Consider the following 14466-nt stretch of genomic DNA (forward strand, 5'->3'; position numbering starts at 1 on the left):
GGTGCGGCGGTTTCTGAAGGAGATGGAATGTCTGCAGCCCTGACCGGGCCTCGTGTGGCAGGGCAATCGGCGATATTGCTGTTGGTGGATTTATTGTTTCAGGCTGTTTACCCCGTCATCCGCCAACGAATGCCAATGCAGGAGCTGCGGCACGCTGCGATCTTTTGATCTTGGTATCGAAACCCGGAATCAACAGATCGCAGCCTCGTTTCACTCGACAGCTCCTACATCTGATTTGTGCAGGCCACAATCGAAGGGGGCCTTTGATCCGCAAAAGCTGCACTTGCGAAACGTTACGATTTACAATGCCCGACCTCTGATGGAGATCAGCCTCCGTGGATGTTCTCGCGCAACTCTATGTTCACCTCGATCGGTGGATCATCGCCCCGGTCAGCGGGCAGTTCATCGGTCTGTTCGATCTGAATGGCCGCCTCGGCGTAGCTTTTATTGTCGCGTCCTACAGCGTCGCTTACGTCCTGTTCCGCTACAGAAAATCCCGACAACTCACCGCATCCAGCTCCTTCTGGCATTTCATCGGTGGCAGTCGCGTGTTCGGGCATCGCTCGGCGTGGCTGGACTATCGCTACTTTTTCATCAAAGCCATTCTCAAAGTCGTCTGGGTGCTGCCGATCGTGGCGCTGATCGATCCGTGGATCCTGCGCTCCGGCGACTATCAGCAGTTTTTTACCCAGCTGTGGGGCGCCCGCGAGCAAGTGCCGAATCACCCGATGACTGCGCTGTTTTACGGATCGGGCGTGTTCCTGCTCAGAGACTTCCTGCATTACTGGATTCATCGCGCCTTTCACTCGCGCTATCTGTGGGACTTTCACAAGGTTCATCATTCCGCGCCGGTGCTGGTGCCCGCCACGGCGAGCCGGATTCACATCGTCGAAACGCTGGTGGAACGACTGGTGATGACGGTCGGCCTCGGGGCATTTGCCGGTGTGGTCTGGTACGCGTGCGGAGGGGCGATCAGCCGCTACACCTTGTTCGGCGTGACCTGGCTGGTGCTGATCGTCAACAGCCTGGCGGCGAATCTGCGCCACAGTCACGTCTGGTTATCGTTTGGCCCGACGATCGAGCACGTGCTCAACAGCCCGGCGCAGCACCAGATTCACCACAGCGATGCGCCACGCCACCACAACAAGAACTTCGCCACCAATCTGTCGATCTGGGACTGGATGTTCGGCACGCTCTATCTCACCACTTCAACACCGGAACCGTTGCGCTTTGGCACGGGCGAGGCCGATCGCGGGCGCTACCTCACGCTGTACGACTTGATCGTCACACCCTTCGTCGACAGCGCGCGCCGCTTTCTGTCTGCCTTACGTCCTCGTGCTATCGATATGCGATAAAGATATTTAAGTTCTGTTTTTTATATCTATAAAGTCAGTCCTTTCAGCAAACCACCCCATGCTGCGAGGTTGTCATGGCCACACCGTTCAAACGTTCCGCACTGACTCTGTTGGCCGCTTCTTTGGCCGCGAGTGCGTTGTTCAGCACCGGCGCTCAGGCCGAAGGCAAGATCAGCATCGCTCAGCAGTTCGGCATCGGTTACCTGATTCTCGATGTAGTGCGTGACCAGAACCTCATCGAAAAACACGGCAAAGCGCAGGGCCTCGACATCAAGGTCGACTGGAACAGCATTTCCGGCGCCACGGCGATGAACGAAGCGTTGCTCACCGGCTCGCTCGACGTGGTTTCCGCCGGTGTACCGCCGATGCTCACCGTGTGGGATCGCACCAAGGGCAAACAGAACGTCAAAGCCATCGCCGCACTGGGTTCGATGCCCAACTATCTGCTGACCAACAATCCGAACATCAAGACCCTCAAGGACTTCACCGACAAGGACCGGATTGCCGTGCCGGCCGCCGGTGTCGGCTTCCAGTCGCGCACCTTGCAGATCGAAACCGCCAAGCAGTTCGGTGACGCGCAGTACAAGAAATTCGACGATATTTCAGTGAGCCTGCCGCACCCCGATGCGACGGCCGCGCTGATTGCCGGCGGCTCGGAAATCAACTCGCACTTCTCCAGCCCACCGTTCCAGTATCAGGCGTTGCAAAATCCCAACGTGCACAAAGTGCTGAGCTCTTATGACGTGCTCGGCGGGCAGGCGACATTCAACGTGCTGTACACCACGGAAAAATTCCACGACGAAAACCCGAAAACCTACAAGGCGTTTTATGACGCGCTGGCCGAAGCCGAGAAGATCATCAAGGCTGATAAGCCGGCGGCGGCTCAGGCGTACATTCGTGTCGAGCAGTCGAAGTTGCCGCTTGCGCTGGTCGAGCAAATCGTCAAGGACCCGGAAATCGATTTCACCGTGGTGCCGCAGCGCACCTTCATCTACGCCGAAAAATTGCAGGAGCTGGGCGTGCTGAAGAACAAGGCTGACAGCTGGAAGGATTACTTCTTTGAAGAGGCGCATGGTGGCGCGGGGAGTTGATAGAACAGGGGCAACGTCTGTTGCCCCTTTTTCCATTCAGGATTCGCCATCATCGAAGATGCTTTCAATCGGCATCTCGAACGCCCGGGCAATCTGAAAGGCCAGTGGCAGGCTCGGGTCGTAGCGTTCGTTTTCGATGGCGTTGATGGTCTGGCGCGACACGTTCAGGCGTTGCGCCAGATCGACTTGCGACCACTTGCGCTCGGCGCGCAATTCCTTGAGGCGATTTTTCATTGGTAGCGGCGTCGCGCAATTTGCAGGCCGACAATCCACATCAGCCCCATCACCGGCCACACACACGTCCACGGAATGTGCGGAGCGCCGACGTTTTCCAGAAAACCGTAGCTGAAGGTCAACAGTGCCGAGGCGGCGAAGGCAAACCCCAACGCTTCGAACTGGATGCGCAGATGCATTTCGTCCATGCGCCGCATGTTGCGCACGATGGCCCAGCACATCAGTCCCGCCGGAATGACCGGCGTCAGTGCGACGGCCGAGCGCAGCACGATGGGGGCGTCCATCAGGTATTGCGAGGCAATCAATGAAGCTGTCAGCACCAGCATGTAGATGATTAATGCTGCGCCCAATTCGAGGTAATACCGGTTCATTCTTTACTTCCTATGTAAAAGACCCTTTACATGGTCACCGAAGATTTATCCGCTGTAAAGCACGCTTTCCATCATGACTGGTAGCCTCGAACAGACTCATGCCGGAGGATTTTCGCTTAGGTCTGCAGCTTAGGGCACGCTTTCTGGACAGCGTAATAGCCACTCAGTAGCATTCGACTCCAACGGATTATCCCTTCGCACGTCGTCCGACGTGGAACGCTCAAGGAATCGACATGCGCGACACCCCCATTGACCAGAAACGAACGGTCGTGACCCAGGTCAACGGCGAGATTCGCTACGAAACCCAGATCAGTTTCAGCTCCACGTCGCTCGTCGATGGCGAAATTCGGGTGCATCGTGCTGAAGGCAATCAGCTAGACATTCCGGTGGCCGGGGCGGACTTCGCTTGGCGCATTGATCTGGATGGGGTGCATAGAGTACCGGTGACGCAGGCAGCGGTTGAACCGGTGGAACCGCTGCCTGTCACAGCTTGAAGTTATTCACCTCGAAAACCGTGTGGATCACCCTTGGGCTGTGGTTCTTCGTCAGTTCGGTGTTCGGTTGGCTGGGGATTGTGGCGGCAGGCGGATATCTCGGTTACCAGTGGCGTGAGGTGGAAAAGCGCAAGGAGCAGTTGGCCAAGGCAACCGTCGTTGAAGCCGTGCCCCGTTCCGGCTCGGGGATGTCACGGGAAAGCGTGCGCAGGGCTTTGGCTCGCAATCGTTAATTCGGCACACATCAAAAACAAAAAAGGGGCGGTCTGATCATCGATCAGGCCGCCCCTTTTTATTGCCGCTCAGTCAGATCAGTGCATTTTGCTGTGATCGTGACCTTCCATGTTGGTCAGCGCGCGAACCGGCGCTTTGACTTCGATGGTCTCTTTCTCGCCTTTGGCGTTTTCCACGGTCAGGGTCAGCGGCACGCTTTCGCCTTCCTTCAGCTGACCGGTCAGGCCCATCAGCATCACGTGGTAGCCGTTCGGATCAAGCTTGACCGCTTTGCCGGCTGGCAGCTCGACGAACTTCACCGGGCCCATGCTCATGACGTCGTTCTTCATGGTCATTTCGTGGATCTGCACGTCTTTGGCCACGGGTGTCGCGACGCTGAGCAACTTGCTGTCGCTATCGGCGGTCAGGGTCATGAATGCACCGCTGGCGGACTGGGTCGGCACGGTGGCACGGACCCAGGCATCGTCGACTTTGGTCGCTGCGGTCGCCTGGAAGGCCAGACCCAGCAGAGAAAAACCGATGACAGCGTGTTTGATGTGGTTCAGAACAGGTTGCATCAGCAAACCTCCATAACAGTAAGCAAATCTTCCGTGCATTGTTCTGCCGAAAGCGAGGTGGACAGACCCAGGCGCAAGCCGCCGTTGGAGTCGTAAACGTAACTGGTGGCGGTATGCGAGATGGTGTACGTGTCGCCGGCCGGGACTTTTTCGTAGAACACGTCGAATTCCTTGGCCGTGGCTGCCGTTTCCTCCAGCGTGCCGTACAGCGCAACGAAGGTCGGGTCGAAAGCCTTCATGTAGGCGTCGAGGATTTCCGGGGTGTCGCGCTCGGGATCGAGGCTGATGAAGATCACCTGCAAACGATCGCCATCGGCGCCCATCAGCTTCTTGATTTTTGCCGCGCGGGCGAGGGTTGTCGGGCAGACTGCCGGGCACTGGGTGAAGCCGAAGAAGACCATCGGCATCATGCCGCGAAAGCTCGACAGCGTCATGGTTTCGCCGTCGGTGTTCTTCAGTTTGAAGGTGCGCCCCATGATCTTGTTACTCAGATCCTTGCCGTACTTGTACGACAGTTGGCCGCGGGTGTCGCAGCCGGCGAGCAGGCCTAGCCCGAGCACGCCCATTCCCGCAAGCACCTTGCGGCGAGTCAACAAAGCCGTCATCTAATACCGCCTTTTGCAGCCCGTCAGTCGGCAGGACTGGCGGGGGGTTAACCGTAAAAGCGGCGCATGATACCAAACTGAAGGCAGACGCCGGCCACGGATCGCCGCACGGCACAGGATCGAGCGACAAAAGGTGTAAGAAAAAGTGACGACAGACTCACTGCACCCGTGACTCCTCAACGCTCCAGCCGCCGCCCAGCGCGGTGTACAGATTGACCTCGGCGACCAGTTGCGCAAGGCGATCGGTGATCAGACCTTGCTGCGAACTGAACAGCGAACGCTGCGCATCGAGGAACGTCAGGCTGCTGTCGACGCCGTTCTGATAACGGTTGTGCGCCAGGTTGTAGTAAGTCTGCGTGGCCGCGACCAGATCGCGTTGCGCCTGCAACTGTTGCTGATACGTACTGCGCGCGGCGAGGCCGTCGGCGACTTCCTGAAACGCGGTTTGAATGGATTTTTCGTATTCGGCCACCGCCACGTCTTTCTGCAACTTCGAATAATCGAGGCTCGCGCGCAGGCTGCCGGCATTGAAAATCGGCAGGCTGATCTGCGGCTGAAACGTCCACGCCCCGGAGCCGCCGCCGAACAGTCCGGACAGATCGCGACTCGACGTCCCGGCATTGGCAGTCAGGCTGACACTGGGAAAAAACGCCGCCCGCGCTGCGCCGATATTGGCGTTGGCCGCTTTCAGTTTGTATTCCGCTTGAAGAATGTCCGGCCGCCGTTGCAGCAGATCTGAAGGCAGCCCGGCGGGCAGTTGCTGCACCAGATCGCTGGCCAGCGGACGGGCGGGCAGGGCGTCCGGCACGGGTGCGCCGACCAGCAAGGTCAAGCTGTTCAAGTCCTGCGCGACCTGACGCTGATAGCGCGCCAGATTGGCCCGTGAGCTGTCGACGCTGGTCTTCGCCTGCGCCTGCTCCAGTGCCGAAGACTTGCCGGCTTCGCGGTTGCGCGTGGTCAGGTGCAGGCTCTGCTCATCGGCGGCGAGGGTATCGCGGGTCAGTTCCAGCAGCTCCTGATCGGCACGCCAGGTCAGGTAGGCGTTGGCGACGTTGGCGACCAGACTCAGTTCGGCACTGCGCCGTGCCTCTTCGGTCGAGAGCCAGGTCTGCAATGCCTCCTCGCTGAGGCTGCGCACGCGCCCGAAGAAATCCAGCTCATAGGCACTGATGCCGAGGTTGGCCGAGTACGTCGAGTTGATCAGCGCTTTGCCCTGGGTCACGCTCGGCGGCATGCGCTGGCGCAGCTCATTGGCATTGGCCGACACCGCCGGGAACAGGTCGGCGCGCTGAATGCGGTACTGCGCCTGGAACGCTTCGACGTTGAGTGCCGCCACGCGCAGGTCGCGGTTGTTAACCAGTGCGCTTTCGATCAACTGTTGCAGTGCCGGATCGGTGAACAGCGTGCGCCAGTCCTCGCTGTCCGTTGCGGCCTGCGTCGCTGTCGGATACTGCGCGGCCGTGGGTGACGCGGGCCGCTGATACTCGGGAATCAAGGAACAACCGCCCATCAGCACCGCGATGGACAGCAGGGAAAGTCGCAACGTCAACATCGAACTGCCTCATGCAATAAAAGAGCGTTGTGCTCAGGCGCCGGCCATCCATTTCGCCAGACCATGGCGACCACTGACCCCGAGTTTGGCCGTGGCGCGTTTGAGGTAAGTCTCGATCGAGCTGTTTTTGACCCGCAGCTTTTCCGCCATTTGCGGCACGGTGCCGCCGGTCAACAGGCCCAGGCAGACTTCTTTCTCACGCACCGACAAGGCGATGTCGCTGATCGCCAGGCGTTCGTCGAACACCTGCGCCAACGGTGCCTGGTCCAGCTCGGCCAAGGGCTGGCGGGGTTGTTTGGCGAGGATTTGCCGGTTGATCTGAGCGTGGCGTTCGATCAGTGGCAGCAAGGTGTCGGACAGGCGCTTGAGAAACGATAGCTCGGGCAGGGAAAACACCCGATGAGTGCTCGGTCGGTAAAAAGAAATGACGCAGCGGCGATTGGACGTGCGCGAGACCAGATTGCATTGGTGAGCACTGTGTTGCGGATGGCGGGGCTGGAGCGAGGCTTTCAGTTGAATCAGCAGCGAGTCGTTCATCTCGATCATCTTCTGCAGCAACGGATGATCATCGGGACTCTCCAGCGGATCGGCTGGCGAACACGTCTGTGCCAGGCCGGCGCTGCCCAGCGGTTTGATATCGACCACGCTGGCCTGACGCTCATCCAGCGTCCACTCACTCAGATCCACCCGATTGACCGGCACCAGCGTGTCGACCAACTGGAACATGTTCGTGGCGAAGTGATCATCGCCGGTGCTGGCAATCAGCTCACCCAGTTGCCAATAGAAATGCGGGTTTTCCATATTGCGAATACTGCCGGTCAGATTCATATCCTTGTCATCCCTGGTTCAGAACCTTCACTGAATCGTCTGCCGTCTATGCAAAAGCCGCCCACGCCGTCATTTCTCCTTGAACACGATCTGGAGCGGGATTTAAGCCTATGGATTTGTCCTACGTCTGTAGGGGAAAACAGGGACACAAAGTGCCACTATTTCTGATTGTTGGCGCCGGGGTTCTGACGGTGTTGATCACCGGCGTAACGGCAAGAGTGACTGTTCAGTCACGCTCAAGCCCCGAAAACCCGGGCGATGGTGATTTCTGATCGGCAGCGCTCGGGTGAATGGCGGCGCTGGTATGTGGTTTTTTTCCTACAAGCTTTTCAGTATTTCCTCTCCGAATTTTTAGACAGAGCCTGCGATAAACACGCCCGTAACGTCAGACAGGCGCTTACGAGCCTGGTGATTGTCCGGGTTTCAGGTGTCATGTCGGCGCCGGGGCCGATGCTTGAATACCGGCAAAATCACATGAGAAGGATCTTATGCAGCCTACTTCTGCCAACGTGGCGGACGATCTGTCCGTGCCTGTCGAGACATTCCCGCTGACCGCCGCTCAACGGGATATCTGGCTGGACCAACTGAGCCGTGGAGATTCGCCGCTGTATAACATTGGCGGTTACGTCGAATTGACCGGGCCGCTGGATCCGGCATTGCTGCAATCGGCGCTTGAATATCTGGTTGAAGCCAATGATGCCTTGCGCATTGTTCTGCTCTCGGACGTTGGTCACGATGGGTTGCCGTTACAAGGGTTTGCCCAGGCGCTGCCGGTGGTGATGTCGCTGCATGATGTCAGCGGCCAGACTGATCCACAGTCGGCTGCCCGGACACTGGTCGAAGCGCAGATGGCGCAGGCCTTTGTGTTGAGCGGGCAAGCGTTGTTCCGCTTCAGTCTGATTCGCCTCGATCGCCATCGCCACTGGCTGGCGGCACAGGCTCACCACTTGATTATCGATGGCTGGGCGTTCGCGCTGCTGTTCAAGTCAGTGGGCGAAATCTACAGCGCGTTGTGCCGTGGCGAGCATCCGCGCAGGGCCGCGCCGTCCTATGTCGGCTTTATCGAAGATGACGCGCGCTACCATCAGTCACCCCGCTATGAACGCGATCGACGCTACTGGCTGGACAAGTACCGTAGCCTTCCCGAGCCCTTGTTGACGCCCCGCCATCACGAATCCCTCGATGCTGAATCGGCGCCAGGCCGCATCCACGTCGAGGCTTTTCCAGCCGTGCTGCACGAGCGCATGAAAGACTGCGCGCGACGATTCGGTGGCTCGGCCTTTCATGTGTTGCTGGCGGCGCTGCATGTGTATTTCAGTCGTACCGAACAGCGTGACGAGTGGGTGGTCGGTTTGCCGATTCTCAATCGCTCCGGTGCCCGCTTCAAAAGCACTTTGGGCTTGTTCACCCAGGTCAGTGCAATGCGCATGGGCTTCGGCCGAGCGTTGTCATTCGCTGAATTGATCAAGGCAATCGGCGATAGCCTGAAGCAGGATTTTCGCCATCAACGCTATCCGCTGAGCGAGATGAACCGCGCGCTGGGCCTGTTGCGTGAAGACCGTGCGCAACTGTTCGAGCTGTCGGTGTCCTACGAACAGGACGACCATGACTACCGTTACGGTGAGGCGTCGGGACACGCGGTCAAGGTCTCCAACCAGCACGAGGCGACACCGCTGGCCCTTCACCTGCGCAGCAACCGTTACACCGACAAGGCCTGGCTGCATCTGGTGTACTCGCCGGCCTATTTCACGGCAGACGAGATGGCGTCGTTGACCGAGCGCTTGTTGCTGATTCTGCAGCAAGGCCTCGAATGCCCGGCACTGGCGATCGCCGATTTCAACCTCAATAGCCCGGCAGAACTCGTTCTGCTCAATGAGTGGAACGACACCCGCGTCAGCTATCCGCAAGACCAGATGATTCATCAGCGCTTCGAGTCCCGCGTATCCGAGCAGCCGGACGCGGTGGTCGCCACTTGCCAGGGACGAGCGCTGAGTTATGGCGAGCTGAACCAGCAAGCCAATGCGTTGGCCCATCATCTGCTGGAGCTTGGTGTGCGGCCCGATGACCGCGTGGCAATTGTCGCGCGCAGAAGCCTGGAGACATTGGTCGGGCTGCTGGCGATTCTCAAGGCTGGCGCCGCTTATGTGCCGATTGACCCGGCGCATCCGCCCGAGCGCCTGAGTTATCTACTCAGCGACAGTGCTCCGGTGGCGCTGCTGACGCAAAGTGATTTGCGTGATCGTTTGCCCGCCACTGCGCTGCCAGTGATTGAGCTTGATCGGCGCGAATGGTCGCTCGACAACTTGGCCGATCCCGACGTGCCGGAGTTGAACATCAGCCACCTCGCCTATGTGATTTACACCTCAGGTTCAACCGGCTTGCCCAAAGGCGTGATGGTCGAGCACCGTACGCTGGGCAATCTGGTCGACTGGCACTGCGCGGCATTCGGACTCGGTCCTGGGCAGCACACCTCGAGCCTGGCCGGCTTCGGTTTTGACGCGATGGCGTGGGAGGTCTGGCCGGCGTTGTGTGCCGGGGCGACGCTGCATTTGTCACCCGCGAGCGAAGGTAACGAAGACATCGACGCGCTGCTCGACTGGTGGCGGGCGCAGCCGTTGGACGTGAGCTTCCTGCCAACACCGATTGCCGAATATGCCTTCAGCAAACAACTCGACCACCCGACCTTGCGCACCTTGTTGATCGGCGGTGATCGTCTGCGCCAGTTCAACCGTGCGCAATCTTTTGCGGTGGTCAACAACTACGGCCCCACCGAGGCCACGGTAGTCGCCACCTCGGGGTTGATCATGCCCGGGCAGGCGTTGCACATCGGCAAACCAGTGAGTAATGCCACGGCGTATTTGCTCGATGATCAGCAGCGCCCGGTGCCGATCGGCATCATCGGCGAGCTGTATGTCGGCGGCGCCGGGGTTGCCCGGGGTTATCTGAATCGCCCGGAATTGACCGCAGAACGCTTTCTCGACGACCCGTTCAGTGCACAGCCTGAGGCGCGCATGTACCGCACCGGCGACCTCGCACGCTGGCGCGCCGACGGCAATCTTGAGTACATCGGTCGCAACGATGACCAGGTGAAAGTCCGTGGCGTGCGTGTCGAACTGGGTGAAATCGAAGCGGCACTCGCCAGCCATGACGCGGTGCAGGAAGCCGTGGTGCTGGTGCGCGACGGTCAACTGTTGGCATGGTTCACCGAGCGTGAAACGCTGGACATCCTGCAACTGCACTCGCACCTGACATCGCGCTTGCCGGCCGCCATGCTGCCGGCCGCTTACATCCGTCTGGCGACGTTGCCGCTGACGGCCAACGGCAAGCTCGATCGCCAGGCCTTGCCGGCACCGGGGCCGGAAGCGTTGATCCGTCGTGAGTACGAGGCCCCGCAAGGTGACGTCGAAATCGCCCTGGCGCAGATCTGGGCCGAGGTCTTGCAGGTCGAACGGGTAGGGCGTCACGACCATTTCTTCGAGCTGGGCGGCCACTCCTTGTTGGCTGTGGGCCTGATCGAACGCATGCGCCAGATTGGCATGAGCAGCGATGTTCGCGTGCTGTTCAGCCAACCGACCCTGGCCGCGCTGGCAGCGGCGGAGGGCAGCGGCCGCGAAGTCGAGGTGCCGGCCAATCGCATTGCGCCCGATTGCACGCACATCACGCCTGAGCTACTGCCGCTGGTGCAACTGGATCAGCCGATGATCGATCGCATCGTCGCAACCGTGCCGGGCGGTGCCGCCAATGTGCAGGATATCTACCCCTTGGCGCCGTTGCAGGAAGGCATTCTCTATCACCACATCACCGCTGCGCAGGGCGATCCGTACCTGCTGCAATCACTGCTGGCGTTCGACAGCCTCGAGCGGGTCGAGGCCTTCGCCGTTGCGCTGCGTCAGGTCATTGCACGACACGACATTCTGCGTACGGCGGTGGTCTGGGAAGGGCTGGCGTCACCGGTTCAGGTCGTTTGGCGCGAGGCCATTTTGCCGGTGCAGGAAGTCGAACTTGACCTTGCTGGCGGCGCAATCATCGATCAGTTGCACCAGCGTTTCGACGCGCGGCGTTTTCGCCTCGACGTCAGTCAGGCGCCGCTGCTGCGCCTGATGGTTGCCCGAGACCCGGCGCATAACCGGGTGGTCGGTATCTTGTTGTTCCATCATTTGGCGATGGATCACATTGCGCTGGAGGCCATGCGCGAAGAAATCCACGCCTGCCTGTCCGGGAGCGGCGAACCGCTGGCGGCACCGGTGCCATACCGCAACTATGTGGCGCAGACGCGATTGGGTGTCAGTGAACAGGAGCATGAAGCGTTTTTCCGCCAGATGCTCGCCGACATCGATGAGCCGACTTTGCCGTTCGCTTTGCAGAATGTGCAGGGCGACGGCAGCAACATCGAGGAGGCCGAGCAAGCGCTGACGAGCGATCTGTATCAACGTCTGCAACAGCAGGCGCGTCTGGCTGGCGTCAGCGTCGCCAGCCTGATCCACCTCGCCTGGGCGCAAGTGCTGGCGGCGACATCCGGCCAGCAAAGCGTAGTGTTCGGCACGGTGTTGATGGGGCGCATGCAGGGCGGCGCGGGTGCCGACCGGGCATTGGGGGTGTTCATCAATACCTTGCCGCTGCGGGTCGATGTCGGCGAAGGCGCGCGCGCAGCGGTGAAATCCACCCATGCGCGCCTGACTGCTTTGCTCGCCCATGAACACGCTTCTTTGGCGCTGGCTCAGCGTTGCAGTGGCGTCGCTGCGCCAGCGCCGTTGTTCAGCGCCTTGCTCAACTATCGGCACAGCGATGATGTTGAGCAAAACAACTCCCGGCAAACCTGGCAAGGCATCGAAACGCTGGCCAACGAGGAACGCACCAATTACCCGTTTACCCTGAGTGTCGATGATCTCGGCACAGGCTTGCGTCTGACCACCAGAACGTTGTCGAGCATTGGTGCGCAGCGGATTGGCGCATACGTGCAAGCAGCCCTGAATGGCTTGGTCGCGGCGCTGGAAACCGAGCCGCAGCGGCGGCTGAATAGCCTGCCTTTGTTACCCCGGGAAGAACTGCAACGGCTGCTGATCGAGTTCAACGATACGGCAGTCGATTGCCCGATGGACCAGCCGCTGCAGGTGCTGTTCGAACAACAGGTGCAGCGCCAACCGGATGCCATCGCCGTGCAATTTGCCGAGCAGCGCCTGAGCTATCGCGAGTTGAACGAGCAGGCCAACCGTCTGGCCCATTATCTGCGCGGGCTCGGCGTACAGCCGGATTCTCGGGTCGCGATCTGCGTCGAGCGCGGGCCGGAACTGGTGATCGGTTTGCTGGGCATTCTCAAGGCGGGCGGTGCTTATGTGCCGCTCGATCCCGATTATCCGCTGCAACGCCTGAACTACATGTTGCAGGACAGCGCACCGGTCGCGCTGCTGGTGCACGCGGCGACGCGCGATCTGCTTGGCGAACCCGGCGTACCGCTGATCGATCTCGACCTCGGCACCTGGCAGGACCAGCCGCACGACAATCCGCAGGTGCCGGGCCTCGGCGCGACGAATCTGGCCTACATGATCTACACCTCCGGCTCCACCGGTACGCCAAAAGGCGTGATGATCGAGCACCGCAGTGCCTGCAACATGGTGCACTGGGGTTCGCAACTGGCGCCGCCCGGCGAACACGGGGCGTTGCTGCAAAAGGCGCCGTACAGTTTCGACAGTTCGGTGTGGGAGATCTTCTGGCCGCTGTGTTCGGGCATGCGCCTGGTGCTGGCGCGGGCCGATGGCAATCGCGACTCGGCCTATGTCACACAAGTGATCCGCGAGCAGAACATTACCGTGGTCAAGTTCGTGCCGGCGTTGTTGCAGCAATTTATCGAACAAGACGATGTCAGCCAGTGCACCAGCCTCACCGACGTGCTTAACGGTGGCGGCGAGTTGACCGTTGCGCTGGCCCGGCAAGTGCGCAAGCGCCTGCCGTGGGTGCGCCTGCACAACGTCTATGGGCCGACCGAAACCACGGTCGACAGCAGTGGCTGGACCCTGGAGCCCGGCGAACCGGTGCCGCAGACGCTGGCGCCTATCGGCAGGGCCCTGAGCAACACGCGGCTGTATGTCCTCGATGCCGGCGATCAACCGGTGCCGTTTGGCGTCAGTGGTCATTTGCACATTGGCGGGGTGGGCGTGGCGCGCGGCTATCTGGGCCTGCCGCAATTGCAGGCCGAACGCTTTATCGACAGCCCGTTCGTGACCGGTGATCGCTTGTATCGCACCGGCGATCTGGTGCGTTACGACGCTGATGGCAATCTGGTGTTCCTCGGTCGCAACGACTTCCAGGTCAAGCTGCGCGGGGTGCGCCTTGAGTTGGGCGAGATTGAAGCGCGCCTGCTGGAACATCCAGCGATCCGCGAGGCGGTGGTGCTGGTGCGCGATGAGCGCCTGGTGGCTTATTACAGCGTGCGGGCCGAGGTCACTGCGCCCACGCTTGAAGCGTTGCGCGCGCATGTATTGGCGCAATTGCCGGAGTTCATGGTGCCCGGCGCCTACGTGATGCTGGCGGCGTTGCCTTTGACGCCCAACGACAAAATCGACCGCAAGGCGTTGCCGGAGCCGGGGGCGGAGGCGTTGCTCAGTCGTCCTTACGAGGCACCCGAAGGCGACGTGGAAACAGCCTTGGCGCAGATCTGGGCGCAGGTGCTCAACGTCGAGCAGGTCGGGCGGCATGACAACTTCTTCGAGCTGGGCGGGCATTCGTTGCTGGCGGTCAGTCTGGTCGCGCGCATGCGTCTGGCTGGGCTGCATGTCGACGCGCGCACGCTGTTCAGCCAGCCGACGCTGGCCGCGCTGGCGGCACAAACCTCACGGCAAGCCAAGCAGGTCGAGATCGCCCCGACCACCATCCCGAGCCTCAACCGCAAACGCCGCCTCTGACGGCGCACACAAACCCTGTAGGAGCTGCCGAAGGCTGCGATCTGTTGATCTTGTTTTTAAAAGCAAAATCAAAAGATCGCAGCCTTCGGCAGCTCCTGCAGAGGCGAACAGCGGGCAGGGTGGCTTGTCCCCGCTTCCCATGTCAGACACCCACGCCCCGATGTTTTAGTTTTTCCAGGCTGCGCGCCGCGTGCACGGACTCGCTGCTGCGCGCTCCTTTTTTCCGTATTTACAGCAGGTTACCTC

12 protein-coding genes are annotated in these 14466 nt (G+C 60.3%); 6 read left to right on the plus strand and 6 right to left on the minus strand.

Translation table 11 applies throughout. The features are described from left to right. The first annotated feature begins 27 nt into the window (after positions 1-27). The 3 genes from FGA82_RS32130 to FGA82_RS18795 all read left to right on the plus strand — a co-directional run bounded on the left by FGA82_RS32130 (position 28) and on the right by FGA82_RS18795 (position 2446). On the plus strand, positions 28-168 hold the full coding sequence (locus FGA82_RS32130) for a hypothetical protein (RefSeq protein WP_171057306.1): 141 nt from the start codon (positions 28-30) through the stop codon (positions 166-168). 167 nt (positions 169-335) lie between these two features. Next, positions 336-1355: a sterol desaturase family protein gene (locus tag FGA82_RS18790; protein ID WP_141128212.1), complete on the plus strand. Its 1020-nt coding sequence runs from the start codon at positions 336-338 to the stop codon at positions 1353-1355. 74 nt (positions 1356-1429) lie between these two features. Further along, positions 1430-2446 carry an ABC transporter substrate-binding protein gene (locus FGA82_RS18795; protein ID WP_141128213.1) on the plus strand — a complete coding sequence of 339 codons (1017 nt, stop codon included), beginning with the start codon at positions 1430-1432 and terminating at the stop codon, positions 2444-2446. 36 nt (positions 2447-2482) lie between these two features. Here the strand turns inward: FGA82_RS18795 and FGA82_RS18800 are convergent, their stop codons facing one another. Next, entirely contained in the window at positions 2483-2680 is a 198-nt protein-coding gene (locus tag FGA82_RS18800; protein WP_141128214.1) for a helix-turn-helix transcriptional regulator, read from the minus strand. After that, the gene (locus FGA82_RS18805; protein WP_095118436.1) at positions 2677-3051 is read right to left on the minus strand and encodes a hypothetical protein; all 375 of its coding nucleotides are present in this window, start codon (positions 3049-3051) and stop codon (positions 2677-2679) included. The genes FGA82_RS18800 and FGA82_RS18805 overlap by 4 nt, the downstream gene beginning before the upstream one ends. 233 nt (positions 3052-3284) lie before the next feature. On the opposite strand from FGA82_RS18805, the gene FGA82_RS32135 reads away from it, so the two are divergent. Then, on the plus strand, positions 3285-3545 hold the full coding sequence (locus FGA82_RS32135; RefSeq protein ID WP_171057307.1) for a hypothetical protein: 261 nt from the start codon (positions 3285-3287) through the stop codon (positions 3543-3545). After that, positions 3542-3778, plus strand: a complete 237-nt coding sequence (locus FGA82_RS32140) for a hypothetical protein (protein WP_171057308.1) — start codon at positions 3542-3544, stop codon at positions 3776-3778. Before FGA82_RS32135 ends, FGA82_RS32140 begins: the two co-directional genes overlap by 4 nt. A 78-nt stretch (positions 3779-3856) precedes the next feature. On the opposite strand, the gene FGA82_RS18815 is transcribed toward FGA82_RS32140, so the two are convergent. From FGA82_RS18815 to FGA82_RS18830, 4 genes are all read right to left on the minus strand, one after another. Then, positions 3857-4336, minus strand: a complete 480-nt coding sequence (locus FGA82_RS18815; protein ID WP_141128215.1) for a copper chaperone PCu(A)C — start codon at positions 4334-4336, stop codon at positions 3857-3859. Beyond that, positions 4336-4941 (minus strand): SCO family protein, encoded by a 606-nt coding sequence (locus FGA82_RS18820; protein ID WP_008079652.1) that lies wholly within the window; start codon positions 4939-4941, stop codon positions 4336-4338. The genes FGA82_RS18815 and FGA82_RS18820 overlap by 1 nt, the downstream gene beginning before the upstream one ends. 157 nt (positions 4942-5098) lie before the next feature. Then, complete coding sequence (locus FGA82_RS18825) at positions 5099-6493, minus strand: efflux transporter outer membrane subunit (protein ID WP_141128216.1); 1395 nt, start codon at positions 6491-6493, stop codon at positions 5099-5101. Between the two features lie 33 nt (positions 6494-6526). Further along, the gene (locus FGA82_RS18830; protein ID WP_141128217.1) at positions 6527-7321 is read right to left on the minus strand and encodes a helix-turn-helix transcriptional regulator; all 795 of its coding nucleotides are present in this window, start codon (positions 7319-7321) and stop codon (positions 6527-6529) included. Between the two features lie 488 nt (positions 7322-7809). Here FGA82_RS18830 and FGA82_RS18835 point away from each other — a divergent pair, with 488 nt between their 5' ends. Then, positions 7810-14220 carry a non-ribosomal peptide synthetase gene (locus tag FGA82_RS18835; protein ID WP_141128218.1) on the plus strand — a complete coding sequence of 2137 codons (6411 nt, stop codon included), beginning with the start codon at positions 7810-7812 and terminating at the stop codon, positions 14218-14220. The last annotated feature ends 246 nt before the right edge of the window (positions 14221-14466 follow it).

It is taken from the genome of Pseudomonas fluorescens, assembly GCF_005938625.1.
Taxonomy (GTDB): domain Bacteria; phylum Pseudomonadota; class Gammaproteobacteria; order Pseudomonadales; family Pseudomonadaceae; genus Aquipseudomonas; species Aquipseudomonas fluorescens_BD.

Coding starts and splice junctions, on each gene's coding strand:
- FGA82_RS32130 (WP_171057306.1), top strand. CDS start 28: ATGTCTGCAGCCCTGACCGGGCCTCGTGTGGCAGGGCAATCGGCGATA.
- FGA82_RS18795 (WP_141128213.1), top strand. CDS start 1,430: ATGGCCACACCGTTCAAACGTTCCGCACTGACTCTGTTGGCCGCTTCT.
- FGA82_RS18800 (WP_141128214.1), bottom strand. CDS start 2,680: ATGAAAAATCGCCTCAAGGAATTGCGCGCCGAGCGCAAGTGGTCGCAA.
- FGA82_RS18805 (WP_095118436.1), bottom strand. CDS start 3,051: ATGAACCGGTATTACCTCGAATTGGGCGCAGCATTAATCATCTACATG.
- FGA82_RS32135 (WP_171057307.1), top strand. CDS start 3,285: ATGCGCGACACCCCCATTGACCAGAAACGAACGGTCGTGACCCAGGTC.
- FGA82_RS18815 (WP_141128215.1), bottom strand. CDS start 4,336: ATGCAACCTGTTCTGAACCACATCAAACACGCTGTCATCGGTTTTTCT.
- FGA82_RS18820 (WP_008079652.1), bottom strand. CDS start 4,941: ATGACGGCTTTGTTGACTCGCCGCAAGGTGCTTGCGGGAATGGGCGTG.
- FGA82_RS18825 (WP_141128216.1), bottom strand. CDS start 6,493: ATGTTGACGTTGCGACTTTCCCTGCTGTCCATCGCGGTGCTGATGGGC.
- FGA82_RS18830 (WP_141128217.1), bottom strand. CDS start 7,321: ATGAATCTGACCGGCAGTATTCGCAATATGGAAAACCCGCATTTCTAT.
- FGA82_RS18835 (WP_141128218.1), top strand. CDS start 7,810: ATGCAGCCTACTTCTGCCAACGTGGCGGACGATCTGTCCGTGCCTGTC.